The organism is Epilithonimonas sp. (assembly GCF_036780765.1).
Classification (GTDB): domain Bacteria; phylum Bacteroidota; class Bacteroidia; order Flavobacteriales; family Weeksellaceae; genus Epilithonimonas.
Genome location: NZ_DAIQCG010000002.1, coordinates 636,899 through 656,707 on the forward strand (window position 1 = coordinate 636,899; position 19,809 = coordinate 656,707).

General features: G+C 35.6%; 18 protein-coding genes. 7 read left to right on the top strand and 11 right to left on the bottom strand.

The window, feature by feature from the left end; all coding sequences use genetic code 11:
- Positions 1-312: 312 nt before the first annotated feature.
- The 6 genes from V7P73_RS06405 to V7P73_RS06430 form a co-directional block, all read right to left on the bottom strand.
- A complete protein-coding gene (locus V7P73_RS06405) occupies positions 313-1,515 on the bottom strand; it encodes an ABC transporter permease (protein WP_333852096.1) in 1,203 nt (400 codons plus the stop codon).
- Between the two features lie 12 nt (positions 1,516-1,527).
- Positions 1,528-1,887: a 30S ribosome-binding factor RbfA gene (gene rbfA, locus V7P73_RS06410; RefSeq protein ID WP_333852097.1), complete on the bottom strand. Its 360-nt coding sequence runs from the start codon at positions 1,885-1,887 to the stop codon at positions 1,528-1,530.
- A gap of 318 nt (positions 1,888-2,205) precedes the next feature.
- Positions 2,206-2,556, bottom strand: coding sequence for a prevent-host-death protein (locus tag V7P73_RS06415; protein WP_333852098.1), 351 nt, complete (start codon positions 2,554-2,556; stop codon positions 2,206-2,208).
- 314 nt (positions 2,557-2,870) lie between these two features.
- Positions 2,871-4,445: a beta-carotene 15,15'-monooxygenase gene (locus tag V7P73_RS06420; RefSeq protein ID WP_333852099.1), complete on the bottom strand. Its 1,575-nt coding sequence runs from the start codon at positions 4,443-4,445 to the stop codon at positions 2,871-2,873.
- A gap of 4 nt (positions 4,446-4,449) precedes the next feature.
- Positions 4,450-5,499 carry an HlyD family secretion protein gene (locus tag V7P73_RS06425; protein WP_333852100.1) on the bottom strand — a complete coding sequence of 350 codons (1,050 nt, stop codon included), beginning with the start codon at positions 5,497-5,499 and terminating at the stop codon, positions 4,450-4,452.
- Positions 5,500-5,502: 3 nt separating this feature from the next.
- Complete coding sequence (locus tag V7P73_RS06430) at positions 5,503-6,819, bottom strand: TolC family protein (protein ID WP_333852101.1); 1,317 nt, start codon at positions 6,817-6,819, stop codon at positions 5,503-5,505.
- Positions 6,820-6,930: 111 nt separating this feature from the next.
- Between V7P73_RS06430 and V7P73_RS06435 the strand changes: the two genes are divergently transcribed.
- Positions 6,931-7,716, top strand: a complete 786-nt coding sequence (locus tag V7P73_RS06435; protein ID WP_333852102.1) for an AraC family transcriptional regulator — start codon at positions 6,931-6,933, stop codon at positions 7,714-7,716.
- Between the two features lie 454 nt (positions 7,717-8,170).
- Here V7P73_RS06435 and V7P73_RS06440 read toward each other — a convergent pair whose 3' ends face one another.
- From V7P73_RS06440 to V7P73_RS06450, 3 genes are read right to left on the bottom strand one after another with little or no spacing between them, the layout of a single operon-like run.
- On the bottom strand, positions 8,171-8,653 hold the full coding sequence (locus V7P73_RS06440; RefSeq protein WP_333852103.1) for a hypothetical protein: 483 nt from the start codon (positions 8,651-8,653) through the stop codon (positions 8,171-8,173).
- A 24-nt stretch (positions 8,654-8,677) separates the two neighbouring features.
- Complete coding sequence (locus V7P73_RS06445; protein ID WP_333852104.1) at positions 8,678-9,097, bottom strand: Dabb family protein; 420 nt, start codon at positions 9,095-9,097, stop codon at positions 8,678-8,680.
- 10 nt (positions 9,098-9,107) lie between these two features.
- Positions 9,108-10,436 carry a hypothetical protein gene (locus V7P73_RS06450; protein WP_333852105.1) on the bottom strand — a complete coding sequence of 443 codons (1,329 nt, stop codon included), beginning with the start codon at positions 10,434-10,436 and terminating at the stop codon, positions 9,108-9,110.
- Positions 10,437-10,640: 204 nt separating this feature from the next.
- On the opposite strand from V7P73_RS06450, the gene V7P73_RS06455 reads away from it, so the two are divergent.
- The 6 genes from V7P73_RS06455 to V7P73_RS06480 all read left to right on the top strand — a co-directional run bounded on the left by V7P73_RS06455 (position 10,641) and on the right by V7P73_RS06480 (position 18,012).
- Positions 10,641-11,333, top strand: coding sequence for a response regulator transcription factor (locus V7P73_RS06455; RefSeq protein ID WP_333852106.1), 693 nt, complete (start codon positions 10,641-10,643; stop codon positions 11,331-11,333).
- The gene (locus tag V7P73_RS06460; protein ID WP_333852107.1) at positions 11,330-12,721 is read left to right on the top strand and encodes a sensor histidine kinase; all 1,392 of its coding nucleotides are present in this window, start codon (positions 11,330-11,332) and stop codon (positions 12,719-12,721) included. The genes V7P73_RS06455 and V7P73_RS06460 overlap by 4 nt, the downstream gene beginning before the upstream one ends.
- A 362-nt stretch (positions 12,722-13,083) precedes the next feature.
- Positions 13,084-13,635, top strand: coding sequence for a hypothetical protein (locus V7P73_RS06465; RefSeq protein ID WP_047096306.1), 552 nt, complete (start codon positions 13,084-13,086; stop codon positions 13,633-13,635).
- Between the two features lie 3 nt (positions 13,636-13,638).
- Positions 13,639-14,997, top strand: coding sequence for a Dyp-type peroxidase (locus V7P73_RS06470; protein ID WP_333852108.1), 1,359 nt, complete (start codon positions 13,639-13,641; stop codon positions 14,995-14,997).
- A gap of 10 nt (positions 14,998-15,007) precedes the next feature.
- Positions 15,008-16,144 (top strand): catalase family protein, encoded by a 1,137-nt coding sequence (locus V7P73_RS06475; RefSeq protein WP_333852109.1) that lies wholly within the window; start codon positions 15,008-15,010, stop codon positions 16,142-16,144.
- A gap of 62 nt (positions 16,145-16,206) precedes the next feature.
- Complete coding sequence (locus tag V7P73_RS06480; RefSeq protein WP_333852110.1) at positions 16,207-18,012, top strand: 3-hydroxyacyl-CoA dehydrogenase; 1,806 nt, start codon at positions 16,207-16,209, stop codon at positions 18,010-18,012.
- 75 nt (positions 18,013-18,087) lie between these two features.
- Here the strand turns inward: V7P73_RS06480 and V7P73_RS06485 are convergent, their stop codons facing one another.
- Both V7P73_RS06485 and V7P73_RS06490 read right to left on the bottom strand, forming a co-directional pair.
- Positions 18,088-19,035, bottom strand: coding sequence for an alpha/beta fold hydrolase (locus tag V7P73_RS06485; protein ID WP_333852111.1), 948 nt, complete (start codon positions 19,033-19,035; stop codon positions 18,088-18,090).
- Between the two features lie 102 nt (positions 19,036-19,137).
- Complete coding sequence (locus V7P73_RS06490; protein WP_065721661.1) at positions 19,138-19,770, bottom strand: porin family protein; 633 nt, start codon at positions 19,768-19,770, stop codon at positions 19,138-19,140.
- Positions 19,771-19,809: the final 39 nt, after the last annotated feature.

Sequence of the window (19,809 nt, forward strand, 5' to 3'; positions counted from 1 at the left end):
ATTGTAGTAATTGTAATAATATTTTCGTGAAAATAAAAATAATAGATAAAAATATCTGTTTAGAAATTTTCACATAATTATTAATTGTTTAATAACAAGTTAATGAATTTAGAGTCTGTTTAAAAATTAATCAAATAAATGTTTATAAACACATAGCTACATAGTTTTTAAAATCAAAAAGAGAATTTTTCAGGGAAAATAGGGCAAGATTATTGCTGTTTTTTCTTTTTTCTATTAGTAAAAAGCTAATTTTTCTATTGTGTCTATGTGGTTATAAAATTTAAACAGGCTCTTAAAATGAGTGGCTTGGGTTTATTTATCAGAAAGATATCTTTTATTAATTTTAGAGAAAATCCACGAAATAGAAAGTCCGAAGAATAGAGCTACAACCGAAACAATAATGTAATTGATCATTTCTATTTTAACTGGGAAAGGTAGAGTCTCACTTGCGCGGAAAAATCCTGTTCTGATTTGCAGAAAACAAATAACCGATCCAATTACAAGCCCCATTATAATTCCAAAGAATACAATCAAAAATCCGGTGAAGAAATAAATCATCCTAAGATTCTTCTTATTGAAGCCTAATGCAACAAGTGATTTTGCTTGGTCTTTTTTATCCAATTGCAAAATCGTAATCGCTCCAGCCAAATTGAAAGTCGTAATGAAAATCACTAAACCGAAAATAAGATAGATCATCAATTTCTCTGTATTAATCATTTTCCAAAATGCTGCATTTTCCTCAGATTTTGTATTGATGATTACTTTGTCTCCAAATTCTTTAGCTAAATTAGACTTAACAATTTCCGCATTGACAGGATTTTTCAGCCTAATAACGATTTGATAACAAGCTGATTTTGGGAGTCCGAGCAGTTGTTGTGTCAATTCTATCGGAGCAATAATATAATTGTCCAATTGGTCATTACCCGGGAAAATTCCACTAACGAAAATGTCTTTTTTATTGAAAATATCATTTTCTTGCTGGATAATTCCTTTTCCCGGTTTCGGCATCAGAATCGTTGCAAAATCCTGACTTGAGTTCACAGGAAGCGAAAGCCTGTTGTCCAGACTATTTTCCATAATCACCTCATTGCTGTATTTGAAGTCTGGATATTTGCCGTAGAAAATATTTTCGTTGATAGGATTAACGCTTGTGTAAGCTGAATCTACGCCTCTCAGATAAGCAATTTCGCCATTGTTTTTATAACTCAGATAGACTTTTTCCTCGATTAACTTAGAGAAATGAGCAATATCAGAATTCTTTTTCAGTGAGTTTTGGATTTTGTCAATATCTGGTAAAACTTTTCCTGTTTTGGTTTTGATAGTCAGGTCTGCGTGCAGATTGGTAATCATTTGTTTGTTCATCTCCTCCAATCCGGAGAAAACTGAAATGATGATGAACATCGCTGCCACAGCCGCAACCATCGCAAAAGCGGCTAGCCAAGTGATAAAAGTTACCGCTGTACTTCCTTTTTTAGAAATCAGATATCGAGATGCTATGTAAAAAGCATTTTTCAATACAGTCGCAGATTATAGAATGGGGTTGTCGCCTTCGCCTTTCAGTTCTTTTTCTATTCTTTCGACATCATCCAAACTTGTGTCGATGTAAAAAGACAGTTGCGGAATAATACGCACTTGTTTAGACATTTTCTGTCCGATATAGTTGCGGTAAAAAGCATTGTTGGTGTTGATCTCTTTCATTATTGGCTTTCTCAGTTCAGCCGGAAAGATGCTCAAATATATTTTTGCGATGCTGAGATCGGCAGTTACTTTCACATCAGAAACAGACACCAGAAAGCTTTGTTTGCTTTCTGCTGCCTGTTTGCGGAAGATTTCTGCCATATCTTCCTGAATAATCTGCGCTACTTTTCTTTGTCTGTTGCTTTCCATAAGTTTGCAAATTTAGTGTTTTTGTTTCAAAACTCACTTGGTTTATGGTTGCTTAGTCTATTATCTTTTTTCTCTATTTTGTGGAATTGCGAGTGGAGAGAAGTATGAGAGGCAAGAATAGCAGAAATTGCTTAATAAAACGAGTCAAAAATATTTTGAAGTGGACTGCTTCAAAATTAAAAACTTTTAAATATTATATAGGTTTTGTAATAGAATAGGAATACGTTTGTCTTCAGACTAATCATTTGAAGCCTATAAAAGCTTTTTCTAACTGATTATTTTAAGATAGTTTTTTTGTAAAACTCAATTAATTACAAGTTAAAGCTGATAATGACCAACCATTCTGCTCAGAATAAAGTTGATAAAATCATCATCAATTTTCTTTCGGTCAATCAACTTATTTCGGTACTCATAAGATGTTAAAGCTTTTGCCAACTGGCCGTAAGCTTGGTAATCCGATTCTTTAAGTTTTATTCTTCCAGCGCCATCCGTAGTGTTAATAATCTCGTCTTCTATTGTTCTGAGTTTAATAACAATATGATAGAATTTGGATGTCGTTTTTCCACTATATCTTTCGATAATGTTGATTTTGAATGCGTTAAAATATATTGTCTTAAAGCCGAGACTTGATCCGCTTTCAGGCTTTGTGATTTCTAATGTGAATTTCATAAATGATTATGCAAATATAATAATGAATATCAAAAATTCATACAATAAGGCAGAATAAAAATTAAATTTAAAATAATTTTTTTACTGCTAAATATCTTTTATAAATTATGATTTGAGTCATAAATCCATATGGATTGAATGATTAAGCTGGTGCTTTTTTTTACTAAAACAAGATTGATCTGGCTTTCCCTGAAGTAAACAATTTAAATTTCAAATTCAAAAAAAGAATCTTATCAAACTGTTTATTCATCATAAACAGCTATAAAATAATAATCGCTAGAATAAGCCTATAAACAAGCTTCTGTCAGCAGAATTTATATTGGCAAAAACGGTCTGAAATGCACATAGACTTTCTTCTCTTTAATATAATAACATAGGAGAAAAAATAAGATTGCCAATGACAGCCAAATCATTAGAGTATAATAATCCATAATCGAACGCAAAAGAATCTGATTGTCGAGCTGTGTTTTAAAGATTTTGTCACTTACAGAAGGAATGTCTTTGTGATTGAATCCGTTGTTATGCAAGTACAAACTTATTTGCAATTTTTTGTCCTGATAAAAATGATTGTTATTACTGATGTAGTCTAACCAATTTGCATAATGTTGATTGTAATTGTAAACTGTGAAAAATTTAGTTAAAATTGTACTGCAAGTATAACCCAAAAATCTTACTAATAATCCAAAAGCGGCGGCAGAAGGAATCAGATAATAGGGAACCACACTAATTATAAACAAAATCGTGGGTACCATAATCAAACCGATTCCCAAACCGTGAGCGAAAAGGGGAAGACTGTAATATGTCTCATTTCCCATATTTTCAAGCATTTGTGTCATCAGAATATGGTAAATCAGCAAACACGTAAATCCGCACATCCAAAGCCAGATTATATTTGATTTTTTAATCTGATGCCAAGCCGCTAATGAGACTCCACAGACGATTCCAATCAAATTAAAGCAGTACATATAAGAAATATGTTGCGGATCCATATGAAAAATATTTTTGTAAAAGCTCCCGATGTATGTGAATGAAAACCTTTCGATATACATAAAAAATAAAAGCAGCGCACCCCAGATATAATTCTTTGTCTTCAATATTGAAAAATCGATGTAGGGTCTTTTTAAAGTTGATTGACGGATGATAAACAGAAGAATAGCCACCACTATCATCAAACAAATCTTTATAATTCCTATATCTGTAAACCAGTAATATTGCTGCCCGTAAACGCTTAGGTATCCAATTCCAATTAGAATAGTCGCAAGTAATATAAAACTGCTTAAATCGAGATGAATTAAAGTATGGCGGTGAAAGGTTTTTGCAGAAGAGATGCAGACAAGAACGGCTAATAGACTCACCGCAAACATCAGTATCGACAGTTTATATACGATATCAAAATTGTGCATATCGATCAAATCTGCTGTGATAAGATTGTTGAATGAGCTGGCACAAAGCAACATTCCAAAAAATAAACTGTAGGTTATTTCTTTGGCTCGAAATGATTTCATAAATCCTAATGCCATCGACATATACAGATTTACAGCACTCGCAAATAACATTCCCTGAATAAATCTTACGGAAAAAATGATCGTCAGAATATCCGAAGAAAATAAAAGATAGCAACATAACAACTGTAATAACTGAAACTGAATGAAATATTGTTTTGAAGTAAAATAACTGTAGAATCTTCTTTCAAGACAATAAAAAGACGCAAACCCAGCATAGTAAAGCGAAACCATAAACTGCATATCATTGGGTTCAATGCCATAATATCCAGCAGAAACTTCTTCGTTTGCCAAAGGCAGAAAAAACATTACCATATTGGGAACCAGCAATGCAAATAAAATTATTTTTGCCAACCAGTTCGGAACCCATTTTTTAAATATTTCCATAATTTTAATTATGATGCGGTACGGTAACACTCACATTCATTCCGGACATTAATTTGGAACGCCATTCAGTATTTAAACCTAAAATCTCAATCTTTACCGGAATTCTCTGTACTATTTTCACGAAATTTCCTGTCGCATTATCCGGTGGAAGCAGAGAAAAACTGGAACCTGTTGCCGGAGATATTGCAATGATTTTTCCTTTAAATTGATGTTCGGGATAAGCATCAGCTTTCACGGAAACAATATCGCCAATCGAAAATTGAGCAATCTGTGTCTCCTTGAAATTTGCCATAATCCATTTAGGCGTTTCATCATTCACGATATAGCAAAGATGGTCACCTACGTCAATCATCTGTCCTTTTTCTATCTTTCTTTTTCCCAATCGGCCTTTGTAGGGCGCTGTAATCACAGTATAGCCAACGTCAAGATTTCTTCTCTGTTTTACTTCATGCAGACGGCTTTTTTCTGCCCCAATAACTGATTTCTCATTATTCAGGTCTTTCACTTTTTCATTCGCAACCTGATAATGTTTTTGAGCCTGTGCTAGTTCACTTTTAGATATTTTCAAATTGGCTTCCATCTGTTCCAGTTTCTGTGCGGTTGCAGACTTTTCCTGATACAGCATTTTGTACCTTTCATATTCCAGATTTTCTTTCCAAACTTTTACTTTAGCAGTTTCAATGGATTGATAAGCTTCCTTTGCTTCTGCTTCCAATGTCTCTTTCTGCTGATCCAAAACCTGAGTATTGGCATTCTGTTTTTGAAGTTCAGCACCAACTTGGCGTACATCCAATCTATATTCTTGACTGTCGATGATAAATAAAGTGTCGCCAGGTTTTACATTATCAAAATCATTGAAGTTCACTTCTCTTACGTATCCACCCACTCTTGCAATCACTGGATTGATGTATTCTACAATTTGTGCATCATTAGTTGTTTCGTTGTTAAGATATTTAACAAAAGAAATCATTGCTTTTACTGTGATAAAAAGAACAAATATCCACGCTGTTACAGAAGTGAATTTAACAAGTTTTTTGCGGTGAGAAATTTTCATTAATTATAGGGTTGAAGTTTCAAATTGTAAAGAATAGTAAGTTTTTAAGATATTCATTTTTGCCTGCTCAAGTTCAAATCTGGCTTTGATTTGAAGAAGATTGGCATCCAGAAGATCTGTTATTAAAGCAGTTTGGTTGAAATAAGCATTTTTTAGAATTCGTACATTTTCATCTGCATATTTTTCATTTTGCTCCAATATTTTTTCATTGTCTAATGCTTCGTCATATTGATAGTAGGCTTTGTAAATCTTAGTTCGGACTTCGTCGCTTACAAATTGATGATGGAGGTTTGATTCCTCAAGTTTTATTTTAGCCTCTTCAACCTTATGTTTGTTATGATAAATTCCACTAATGTCGTAAGTGGCTTTTATTCCCACCAGTCCCAGATTGTACCAACTGGCATTGTACGGATATAGGAAAATCTGAGGATTTGCAAACTGGAAAGATGCAGTCAAACCAATTTTTGGATAATAATCGCCCTTGCTGAGTTCCAATTTTTTTTGCGAAACCTCCATGTGATGATCAGAAATTTTTTCATCAAAATTTTCATTCAAAGCAATATGGATTGAGTTTTCCAAAGTGATCGGAGGTAATAGATTATCTTCATAAGAAACTTCAGGATCGATAATTGTTGTATCATCATTTCCCATCAGAACATTCAGTTGTTGTTGCAACACAATAATGGTGTTATCGATTTCTTTGAGAGTCATTTTCCTCTTGCTGAGTTCCAGCCCAGCACGTAGAACATCGCTTTCTAATATAGTTCCGGCTTTGTAGAGGTTTTTTATTTCAGATAGTTCGTGTTCTTTTTCTTGAATGTCTTCCATCATCGTGGCTTTCCATTGTTTCTGAAGGTGAAGGTCAATGAAAAAATAGACTGCTTTCAGTTTGATAGCACTTATCAGTTTTTGTCTGTTCAAAACCGTTGTTTCCAAAAGAATATCAGCAAGCTTAATTTCATTTTTTGTTTTAAAACCATCAAAAATATTAAGATAAAAGCTGGCTCCGGAATTATAAAGCGTGTGAATAACATCGTGCTGCGAAGGTTTATTAAAAATGCCATTGTCATAAACAGGCATATTGGAAGCTTTGTCAACTGACGCAGAAACGATTATAGATGGTAACTGATTACTTTTTGCCAGCTTTATTTCTGATTCAGCAATTTTCGTTTTGAGCTCTTCCAAAGCAATTTCTTTGCTGTGTGATTCCACCAAAATTAAAAGTTCATTTAAGTTAATGGATAGTTTTTGACCCGCCAATTTAAGTGAGAAGGTGAAGAATAAAAGAGTGGCTACAAACCAATTTTTCCGTGAAATCATTATAGTCTGGTTTTTAATGTGCAAATTTATGACGACAATTAATTTGTCTATTTATATAAAATGGACGAATTTTTGTTTTATATTGCCATTTTATAAATTTAGCTTTGACTAATGAAATTATTGGATATTCTGGATGAAATAGATGCTTCGCAAAAAGATGTTTATGTTGTTCACGAAAAGTTCGAAAGAAATTATGAGATGCATTCCCACGTTCGAGATCAGCTAAGCTATGTTGAAGGCGGAATTGCTTACGTTGAAATAGAAAACGAATATTTTGTAGTTCCTGCGATGCACTTTTTGTGGATTCCTGCTAACACAAAACATCACTTGAAAGTTTCTCATCACGCCACACAACTACATTCTTACTACTTCAAAAGTTCGGACAAGGAATTTTACAGAAATCTTAAAATCTATCCTGCGAGTAAGTTAGTTACCGAATTAATTAAGTTTTCAGAAAGATGGAAACATCAGTTTGTCAATTTTTCAGAACCTCACGCCAATGCGTTATCCACTTTACACGATTTGCTGCAACTATCAGCGGAAAATCCTATCAAGTTACAACTCCCGACTACGGAAAATCCTAGAATGGAAGATATAATCAGTTATATTCAACAAAAATTCAATAAAGCTATTCGGCTGGAAGAACTTTGTGACCGGTTTAATGTGAGTGAAAGAACATTCTGCCGGTTATTCAAAAAAGAGATGAATATTTCTTTCTCTCATTATTTAAAAACTTACAGAATCATTCAGGCGATTGATTATCTTCAGAAAAGAAAAGACCATTCGGTAGAAGAAATTGCCAACGCTTGTGGTTATGAATCTATCTCAGCTTTTAGTAATGCTTTTTTAGAATTAACAGGTATGCGGCCTTCACAAATGAGAAAATCAATTGGTTAAATTATTATCAAAAAAAACACCTTAAATTAACTTCAAAAATAACATCAAAAAAAGGATTGTAGTGTAAAAAAAATGCTAGTGATTTCTTTCGTCATATCTCATAGTAATGCTGTTTCTAAACATGTTCATTACTGTCGATGATTTAATTCGTTTGAGCCAAATTAAAAAGTCTCTGACAATTCTGAATTTAGAATTTCATTTTTTATAGTTGTGATTTTTTTGCAAAATGATTTTAAATATTTGAACCAATGAAGTTGGAATCGTTTAACTTCAATTTACTTTGCTTGTCTTTTTGGTTTTTATAAAAATTTTAAGACCTGTATTTAATTTGTATGGAGTTAAGAGGATTCATAAAGATAAAATTTTTCACATTTAGTATATTGTTAACTCAATTCTTTGAGATTATTAAATAGAAAAACCTCTTCAATTAAAGAGGTTTATTTCAAAATTTAGATTAGTCATTCTTGATAAAATTATCATCCGCATTTTCATCAATCGGAATATATAGTCTTTCCCAGGATTTACTTTTTACCATATCCCAACTGTGACCTTTACCTTTGAGATCTTCCGCCAAAAGCACGGTTCCTGGTTTGATAATGAAAGTAGAGCCATCAGTTACTTTAAATCTAATATTTCCTTTCAGCGTAATAACGTATTGTCTTCTTGGCGCTGGATGCGCATTTTTTTCCCAGTCTTCTGTTTTGTTGCTCATCCAAAATGTCGTGGTATTGAGATGTTTTAAAGTGGGAATTTTTCCCTTCTCGAATGTACAAGAACCATCGGGATTATTAATCAGTCTTACGGCAGGAATATAATCTTTTGATTCCTCCTTATTGACTTTGATACTCAGGTTTTTATTCTGTTTGTTTTGTGCATTCATTATTCCAAATGAGCTTAAGGCTAGGACAAAGCTAAGGCCTTTAACGATGTTTTTCATTGTAAAATTGATATTATTTTAAGATTAATTATAGATTGTATCATAAACCAGCATTTTCTCAAACATTGGTTTGTATTTTTGAACTAAGGCAAGGTGTTCCGGAAGCTTTCCATAAGCTTCAAGCTCTTCCAGACTTTCAAATTCCATAGAACCATTATAAGTATAGCTGCTGTCTAAAACTGTTCGCGGGCTTGAACCTGCAGGTTTCCCATACCGTAGATTTTTCTGGTAAGGTAATTTTTTAAGACCTTCGAAGAAGTTTTCAAAATCTTTCACTTCTGTTTCAGAAAGGTCTTTTCTCAGCCAAAAGAATAGATTATGTGCGTACACTTTTTTAGGTTTTATAGGATTTAATTTTGGTAAAACTGATGCAAACATACTCCCCGATATCAGCATTGGGGCTGAAGCTTGTAGCGATCGGAACAAGAATTTTCTTCTTTCCATTTATTTATTTTTAATTAAAATCGATTCTGTATTTAAGGACAAATTGCCATTGTCTGTCAGAAACAACGCCTTTGTTTAAAGCATCTCCAGTAAAGATTGGTCTGTTTTGAGCATCGAATGTGAGACGAGAAGACATGCCGTTCATTAGTAATGAGATTCCTGCATCGTAAACAATTGCATTATCCTGAAGACCTTTCAAGTTGGATAATTGCATTCCTACAGCCGGTTGAAGTTGCAGGTTCTTCTTGTCTTTATTAAAGTAAGGAAGTGTCCCGCCGACTTGTACATAATAGGTATTACCCGTTCCAATTACAGGCATTGCGTTTCCAGCACCATTAAGACTTGCTTGTGAAGCATTCACGGAAGTTGCAGGATTATTGGTTCCCACATAACGAACGTAATTAGGCCCGTAATCATTATACATTGCCATTCCATAGGCACTTATGGAGGTTCCTTTGTCTTTGTTGATGGGTGCATCATAGAAAAGATCGACCGCATAATTCTGCATATCGTCATTCTGAACATTATTGTCCAAGTCTTTATGCCAAGTAGCATTATGGATGTAATCGAAACCTGCTCCTAAACTCAAAACATTCTTTTTGCCACCATAAGTTCCGGAATTGAAAGGTGTTGTGATATTTTCTTTATCCAAAAAGGCATATCGAAAATAACCTGAAAAATCTTTACCGGGAGAGTTTTTACTGAAAGTAGCCACATTGACTTTTGGTTCGGCAGTCGCCATTGTGTAAGGATCTGCAACCACCAATCGGTAATCGAATCGACCCAACTGACCTTTAGCGTAAACGCTTAATTCTCTAACGGTATAGTCTGTCGCTCCAGCGTTGGAAGTAGCGTAAGCTGGCAAATCGTATAACAAAGTATTCAAAGGTCCCGTGGTGAATCTTGATAATCCTCTCCAAGTGGAACGTCCAGCTCCAACGGCTATTTTATCATTAAAAGCATATTCTGCATAAGCATCCAAAAGGTCGATATAATTACTTGCTTTGGCATTCATATTGACGTTGGTGGTTCCAGCCTGTAAAACGAACATTAGCTTTTCTGTTGGTTTATAGGTCATTTTTACTCTTACTCTTCTAAGAGACAAATCTGAAACTTCGGATTTTGCTTGGTCATTGATGAGACTTCCAGGATTTAATTGTGTGTATCTTGCCCATAATTCTGCATAGCCACTGAAGGAAACGTAGCGCGTATGTTCATCATTCAGATAATGGGTGAGTCCGGGATTATTAAAGTCATTTTTTTTCTGAGCCTCCATTTTGGCAGATATTCCCATTATGGTAAGAATTGCCAAGCCGGCTTTAAAAGATTTTTTATTCATAATATTAATTGTCCTCTTTTGTTGATTTCAACGGGACAAAATTACTTTCGGAAATCTCGGATCATCGTTAGAAAACCATTAGAAAATCTTTAGAAAACCATTAAGAATAAAAATATGAGATACCTTTGTACAGAATTTAAAGGATGATTGATCATCTGTAAATTGATGCGATGAATTTAGATGTTGTCCTATAACAATATTCATATGAAGGTTTTAATTATTGAAGATAATGCCCGTGTTTCCGCTCTTTTGAAAAGAGGTTTGGAAAGTCAGGGTTATCAGATTTACATTTCGGAGGATGCAGAAGATGCCTTAATAATGGTAGAAAAAATTGAGTTTGAGCTCATAATTACAGATATTATGCTTCCAAAAATGAGTGGAATTGAATTAAGTAAGTTAATTAAAGAGAAAAATCCAGAGCTTCCAATCATTATGCTAACCGCATTGGGGACAATTGATGAAAAAATAGATGGTTTTGATGCCGGCGCAGATGATTATATGGTCAAGCCCTTCGAAATAAGAGAACTTTATGCTAGAATAAAAGCCATTCTTTTAAGAAAATCATCTTCACAGTCTAAAAATGAAACCTCTAATTCTGTCGAATATCAAAATTTAAAAGTTGATAAAAATACCAATCGTGTTTTCAGAAACCAAAAGGAGATCAATCTTACACCCAAGGAATTTAAGCTGTTGGTTTTTTTAATGAGTAATGCGGAACGACTATTGACCCGCGATGAAATTGGTGAAAATGTGTGGGGAAATCATTTTGATACAGGAACCAATTACATAGATGTTTATATTGCTTATCTCAGAAAGAAAATCGATAAAGATTTTGATGAAAAACTAATTCATACAAAACCGGGAATGGGTTTTATTTTCACCAATCAATTAAAATGAAAATTGCTACAAGAACAGCACTCATTTACGCTTTACTGACTGCCGGAATACTCTTCGTTTTTGCATATGTGCTCTATTTTGTTTCGGAGAAGAATAGGGAAGATGAGTTCAATGACCGACTAGGTTACAAGATTATTTGGAGATCAGAATTTATCTTCGATGCAAAGATTGACAATTCAAAGATTAGAGAGCTTCACGAACGCAACAAAAAAATGCTGAATGAAGCTGACATCAGTGTTTACAACAGCAAAAAAGAATTAATTTTTACGGATATCGATCCGTCTTCAAAAAATCAACATTATTTAAATCAACTAATAAAATCAAAAAAAAACCAGATCACCTGGCACAGAAAGGAGCGCCAATATATGGCGTTCAAATATCGGTTTGATAATCATGAGTTTTACATCATCGGCAGTGCAGTAGATCTGACGGGAATTGCGCATATAAAGGAATTCAAAAAAGATATTATTATCATCTATTTCATTTCTATTGCCGTTATTTTCATCATTGGTTTTCTGTTTTCATACTATACTTTGAAACCTTTGAAAGATATCATTCTTCAGATCAGAGATATTTCTGAGCATAATCTCAATAAAAGATTGGTCGTTCCGAAAGCTAAAGATGAAATCTATGAATTGACGGAAACATTTAATTCGACTTTCAATCGTTTGGAAAAATCGTTTAACAACCATAAACAATTTGTAACAACTATTTCCCACGAATTTCGGACACCGCTGGCTACACTTATAACTGAGCTGGAGTTGGCTAAAGAATTAAATACCACTTTAGAAGATTATAAAAGATCAGTTGATAATGCTTTGCAGGATGCACAACAGGCTTCGGAGTTGTCATCTGCTTTGTTAGATTTTGCGAGAGCCAGTTATGATGTATCGCAGATAAGTTTTGTAAATCTTCGACTGGATGAAGTATTAGCTGATGCTAAAATTGCTTTGTTGCAGAAAAATCCAGATTATAGAGTAGGGATTAATTACATCGATGGATTGGCTAATCAAGAAGAAAGCAGTTATGATTTTTGGGGAAATCCCTATTTGTTGCAGATTGCATTTCTAAATCTAATGGAAAATGCCTGCAAATATTCTTCAAATCAATATTGCTTGGTAGAAATTGAAGAGCAAGATGGCAATTTAAATATCAATTTTATAGATCAGGGCATAGGAATCTCTGTACAAGATCAGTCAAAAGTCTTCGATTTGTTTTACAGAGGGGATAATAAAAATTATCAAAAAGGAAATGGCATTGGATTATCCATAGTTTTCCGAATTATTGAAGTTCACCAAGGTAAAATATCTTTAAAATCTGTTCCTTCACAAGGTTCTAAATTCAGTATTAATTTTAAATCTTTTAAGAAATCTTCTTCTCAAAATTAATGTCTTCGATATTGTAAAAGATATTTTAGAAAGATTTATTGATTCATTTATAAAATAAAATTTTGGCAACTATATACTTCAATGCACCTACAGAATTTCCGAGGTTTTGGCTGTAAATATTGAATATTATTACAATCCAAATTTGATAATATGCTGTATCAACTTAGAGGGTGATTTTATGGAGTGGTTATAATGAATAAATTTTCAGTCCTCATTTGTTGTTAGGAGAAATCTGGTGTACAATATGCGAATTTCGGTATATTTTATGGCTGTTTGTGGCTTTACATTTGTAATAAACTCTTTAAGATTATTGTTTTATCTTGAAAAATAATGTGAATTAGTATTAATCAAAAATCTGAATTATGAGTTTCATAGACAAAGTAAAATTGGCTGCCGAGTTAGCAAAGGCGAATTTCAGTGAAGGTATCGATGATGGTTATGACCATTCCACTACATCTGCCGGAAAAAAAGGGTTAAGATCCGGCCGTGTATCTGAGTTAACTGCGATGGCAGACCTAAAACCCGGAGGTGCAGAAAATCTCAGAACCATAATGGAAATTGCAGGTGGGGATCTGAAAGGCGCAACCAAAGTAGGAACCCTGCATGACCTTCGTATAGTTTTGTTTGATAACGATACCAAGATTCTTTTCTGCACGGCTTACGATGGCGATTGGGATGCTTATATTGATGATTTCGCCACAAAAATTCCACAGCTGATGGACATCATTTTTGGGAATGTAGAAGGCTGGCCAGGCATAAAAAACCCGAGTGTAAAACAGTTCATTCTAGACCATCAGATTACCGCGACAGGTTGGTATGTAGGTGTTCCACATCTTACGGTGAATGATATAAGGAGAAATGATAAAATCATTAAAGGACTGAATAAGGCAATTGACGAAGCAAATAAAATCTAACCTATGGCATTGGAATTTTTAAAGCGGATTTTTAATCCCAATAAAGTAGAAATTGAGCTGAATGAAATACAGGCCTTAATTCTCAGAAGCCGACCTATACCATATTTCGGAACAGTGGCTATCATTGAAATCAAAGATGCTGTGGCAGCCAGACAAATGCTCCAAAAACTCTTGCCGATTGTGAGTTCTGCGGAAGACTGGCATAAGAATGAAGGCGCATCGGTTACTTTGACATTCACTTATAAAGGTCTGGAAAAAATCGGTGTCCCTCAAGAGTCACTCGATACTTTTCCCGAATCCTTCAAGGAGGGAATGGCAGAACGTTCCCGGTTTCTTTACGACATTGGAGTCAATGACCCTAAAAACTGGGAAAAGGTTTTTAAAAGATCACATATTCACATCGCAGCGGCAATTATCGCCAACAATGAAGAGGCGTGGAAAAGCCAGCTGGAGGAATTTCGTTCTAAATTGACAAATGACAGCGGCGTAGAAGTAATAATGAGCCACGATTTCGCCGTATCTGAAGAGGTTAAAAATGTATTCGGATTCAGGGATGGCATCAGCAATCCGGAGATTGAAGGAAGTGGGATAGAAGTTCCTCCCGGGTTTGATCGTCCACTTAAAGCAGGCGAATTTATAATGGGCTATCCTGGAGAAGCAGGCATCATAAAGCCATTTCCACAACCTGAAGTTTTAGGTAAGAACGGTTCTTTTATGGTTTTCAGAAAGTACCAAAGTCAGGTAGCAGAATTTAATCAATTCATTAAGGAAAATTCTTCTTCGCCGGAAGAGGGAGAACTCTTGGCTGCCAAAATGGTAGGTCGCTGGCGAAGTGGTGCACCTTTGGTTTTAGCTCCCGAAAAGGATGATAAAGCGCTAGGAGATGATATGCAAAAGAACAATGATTTTTCTTTCAAGAATGATGAGTACGGTAAAAAGTGTCCGTTCAGTTCGCATATCCGCAGGATGAACCCAAGAGATTCCAAATCTTTTGTTTTGGAGGATGAACGTTTGCACAGGATCATCAGAAAAAGTGTAACTTTTGGCGACATCGTTCCGCCGGAGGTAACTAAAAATGACGGTAAGGAACGTGGACAGTACTTTATTGGCATTAGTGCCGATGCAATGGGAACACTGGAATTTCTTCAAAAACAATGGGCAAACGATGGTAATTCCCAAAATCTGGGAACAGAAAAAGATCCTATGATCGGTGTACAGGACGAAGACGCACTGTTTTCTGCACCGGGAGAACCCCTCATCAAAAGATACCGTGGTTTGCAGACCTACAACATTGTGAAAGGAGGCGAATATTGTTTTATTCCAAGCATTTCTGCTTTAAAATGGATTAGCGAATTAAAATAAAAAAAGCACTATGGAAGATTACATCAAGTACAGTTACGAAGTGGAAGAAATTCCAGAAAATTTCGATGAGTATATTACCACCATTAATAACGATATCCGCGAATACATCAAAAATACGCCAAACCTAAGCAGGGCGACCCATCATACCAGAGATGCGCACGCCAATGGCTATGCAGTGCTGAAAGCAGAGGTTGAAATTTTGGATAATCTGCCCGAAGAACTGGCGCAGGGCATTTATTCGAAACCCGGAAAACACCAGGCAGCAGTTCGCTTTTCCAATGGTTCGTCCAGAGTTTTGCCCGATAAACTAAGCGGTAATGCACAAGGATTTGCTTTAAAGATTTTTGGGATAGATGGCAAAAAATTATCTCCGGGAGAGGAAGATTCTCCCAATGTTGATTTTAACCTGATTAATAATCCGGTGTTTTTCTGCAACTCGGCAGAACATTATGTTTTCATTTCAAAGCTGTTTTTAAAGCTAAATGATTTCTTTGAAAAGGGAGCGTTGGGAAAATTGGAATTTGCCACACTTTGGGTCACCGAAAATAAGAAAGCATTTCCAAATTTTGAGGCTTTGAAGGAATTGGGCGCTCTTAAAACTTTTGAAAAAATCCCTTCCATCAACAGTTTTCTTTATGAATTTTACAGTATGGGAGCAGTTCGCCACGGTGATTATATCGCCAAAGTAAGAGTGATCCCAACTGAGCAGACCAAGAACGCCATCAGGGAAAAAGATATTGATCTTGACAGCGCAGAATGGCCTTACAGGAAAGGAATTATCAAAGAAATAGCCCAAAATGACCTTACGTTTGAGCTGCAAATACAACTTTGCAAAGACCTGAAAGAAATGCCTGTCAACGACCTCACAAAAGAATGGTCGCAGGAATTATCACCATTCCGAACGGTAGCAAGAATCAAAATACCGAAACAAACAGTTCCTGAGGACGGTAATTTCGAAATTATGGAAAATATGTCGTTTACACCGTTCAGAACCATCGAAGAAAATTCACCGATTGGAAATTTACAGCGTTCACGACAGTCAGCGTATGTAACATCTTCAACCTCAAGACACGAGCTAAATCAGAAAAAACGTAAAGAACCAAAGAATTTGGAGGAAGCATTCAGTCCGGAGTTTTATCAATTATAATTGAAAATGAAGATTCTGAGTCCTAGTTCCGTAAAGTTTATTACCAAAAATCAACCAAAATTATGAGCAAAATAAAAAATGTAACGGTAGCTGGAAGTGGTGTTTTAGGATTCCAAATTGCTTTTCAAACTGCAATTCACGGATTTGAAACCACTGTTTACGATATCAGCGATGAGGTGCTGGAAAAGGCGAAAGCAAAGTTCGAGGGCTTGGCCGAAAGTCATAAAAAGGATCTTGGCGCCACCGAAGAACAAATTGCAAAAGCTAGGGAAAGACTGCACTATTCATCCGATTTGGCATTTGCTGTGAAAGATGCCGATCTTTTGATAGAAGCAGTGCCAGAAAATATTAAAATAAAAACGGAATTTTATAAACAACTCTCCGCAATTGCACCGGAGAAAACCATTTTTGTAAGTAATTCATCCACCTTGTTGCCAAGTCAGTTTGCAGAGGTGACAGGAAGACCTGCTCAATACCTTAACCTACATTTTGCCAATCAAATATGGTTGCGAAATACGGCGGAAATTATGCCCCATCCCGGAACCGACGAAAAAATAACTGAGGAAATAGTCGATTTTTCCAAGGCGATAGGGATGGTGCCTGTTTTGGTAAAAAAAGAAGTTCCTGGTTATGTGCTCAATTCTTTATTAAATCCATTTCTGAATGCCGGAATGCAGCTTTGGATTGGCGATTACGCTACGCCAGAAACCATAGACAAAACCTGGATGCTGGGAACAGGTTCGCCTTACGGACCAATGGCTTTGTATGATATTATCGGATTGACGACACCATACAACATTTACAAACTGCAAGTAGAAAAGGGCAAAACAGATGATAAGACTGTGCTGGATAAACTTAAATCAACCTTCATTGACCAAAATAAACTGGGAATTTCTACTGGCGAAGGCTTTTACAAATATCCAAATCCTTCGTGGCAAAGCTCAGATTTTTTGAAAGTGCCGGAAGCCGATTTATCTAAAATCAGAATCAAAAATGTTGTGGTGGCTGGAAGTGGTGTTCTCGGTTTTCAGATTGCCGTGCAGTGCGCTTATTTTGGCTATGAAGTCACGGTTTATGATGTTAATGATGAAGCTTTAAGTAAGGCAAAAAACCGTTTTGATGTCTTGGCTGAAGAATATAAAAACTACCTGAAAGCTGATGAAGAAAAAATCGAAAATACCAAAAATAATCTCACTTATTCGACAGATCTGATGTCTTCTTTACAAGATGCTGATTTATTGATAGAAGCCGTACCGGAAAGCATCGATATCAAAAAAGATTTCTGGGAAAAAGCTTCCACGCAAGCGCCTGAAAAAACCATTTTTGCGAGCAACTCATCCACACTTTTGCCGAGCAGATTAAGCACATTCACCGATCGTCCAGAAAAATTCATCCATTTACATTTTGCCAATCATATAATGGTTCGTAATACGGCAGAAATAATGGGTTCTGATCAAACCGACCCAATGGTTTATAACGAGATTGTAGAGTTTGCAAAATCCATTTCTATGCTGCCCGTGGAACTGAAGAAGGAAAAATCGGGCTACGTTCTCGATTCTTTGTTGATTCCGCTTTTGGTGGCTGGCCTTGCACTGTGGTCGAATGACGTTGCCGATCCTGCAACCATTGATAAAACCTGGAGAATAGCAACAGGTGCCCCTTTTGGACCAATGGCTATTTTAGATTTGAATGGGATGAACACCAATTACAACATCTTAAAAGAAATCCCGGGAGAACTTACACAGAAAATAGCAGAAAAGCTAAAAACCGAACTTATCGACAAAGGAAAACTTGGTCAGCAATCCGGCGAAGGTTTTTACAAATATCCTGATCCGGAATGGCAAAGCAAGGATTTTTTAAAAGCTTGATAAATGCTAAATTTCCATTAAAAACTAAGTATTTTAATTATTAATCAGTTATTTTTAATTAAAATACTTTTTTGTTTATGATATTTTTTCATAGAGCCAATCCTTTATGCTTTCATAGACAGATTCTTTAATATCTTCATTAAGTATTTCGTGTCGCATATTAGGATAAATTTTAGTTTTAACATCTGTAAAACCATCTTTTTGCATTTGTTTTACCGTTTTTTCGACACTTTTTCCGAAGTTTCCTATCGGATCATCAGCTCCGCTAACAAAAAGAAAGGGAAATTCTTTTGGTGATTTTTCTGCCCATTTTCTTTCCGTTGCCTGTTGGTTTAGAGAAACTAATGCGTAAAAACCATTATTGGTAAAAGGTACTCCGCATAGGCTGTCCCTGCAAAATGATTCCCGGTTGGATTTGCTGAGGCTCAGCCAACTGGTAAGGTCGCCATCTTTCTCGCCTTTAAAATGTTGATTATTAATTTTTGAAAAAGTTTGGTTGATGAATTTGCTCCGGTGTTTTGGAGCAATAATATTGTTGATTGACAGAAAAAATTTAGCCAAACCGATTCCGTTGATTTTTCCTCCCGTTCCCACGATGACAGCGCCTTTAAAATCAGCTTCCTGATTCTGAAGTAAGCATCTTGCAATGAAAGACCCCATAGAATGCCCCAGTAAAAAATGAGAAATGTTAGGATAGTTGTTTTCTAAATATGCTGCCATCGTTGCGGCATCGTCTATCAGTTGCTGCTTGGGATTTTCTTTTTGAAAATAACCAAGTTGTTCCAGGTTTTCCGCCGTTTTTCCGTGTCCGAGATGGTCATATAATAGAACTGCAAAACCGTTGTTCGCCAGATATTCCGCAAAATCTTTATAACGACCGCTATGCTCCTGCATCCCGTGTAGTATAAGGACAGTAGCCTTTGGAGGTTCATTTATTGGTTCGAATAATTCATAAAAAAGATTGTGCGTACCTGAGTTGGCAATTTTCTTCCTGTTTATATATCCTGATGCTTGTTTTGCCATAGAGTCGGTTGGTTTTGTACAAAAATAAATATTCTGCCCTTGACAAAAGCAAGAGCAGAATAAAGTTAGATAAATTGGTTATTATAGACAATCTTTTATAGATTAAAGAGAGATTCGATATCCTAATGAAAGATTCCACCCGCGGTTATAAGATGTTACGTTGTCTATATTGGAAAGATTACCTAATCCCAGGCCATATTGTCCTTTCAGATAGATTCCCCAAGGTGTTTCATATCCGGCACCGAAATTAAATCCCCAATCGAATCCTTTTGTTTCATCGCTGCCACTACCAAAGTTGATGTCGGTTTCCTGAGAACCGATTACTGGGATATTCTCTCCTTTATATTTGCCGCTTACTCCAAATCCGATGTAAGGCCCTACCTCTGCAAAAATTCCTCCGGACTTTCCTCCTTCAATTTTATACTGATATCCGAGATTAACAGGGACTTCAAGGTAGTCCAGGCTGGTTTTGAAATCTCCGATGCTGGTGGTGGTTTTTGAACCCTTGTTGCTATAAAATAAACCGGGCTTTACGTAAAAACCTTGTGACAAAGGGATGTTAAAGCCTGCCCCGATGCGGAATCCTGTTTTGGAGTCATCAGATTCGGAAGAATTATCGCCTACCTCAGTCTTTATTTTATTAAAATTCAGACCTATTTCAGGGTCAATCGTAATTTGCGCTTTTACCACGAAAGTAGTTGCACAAAGTGCAATGGCCAATGTGATTTTTTTCATTTTTTGTATTGATTTAAATTGTCAATCTAATATTGTCGT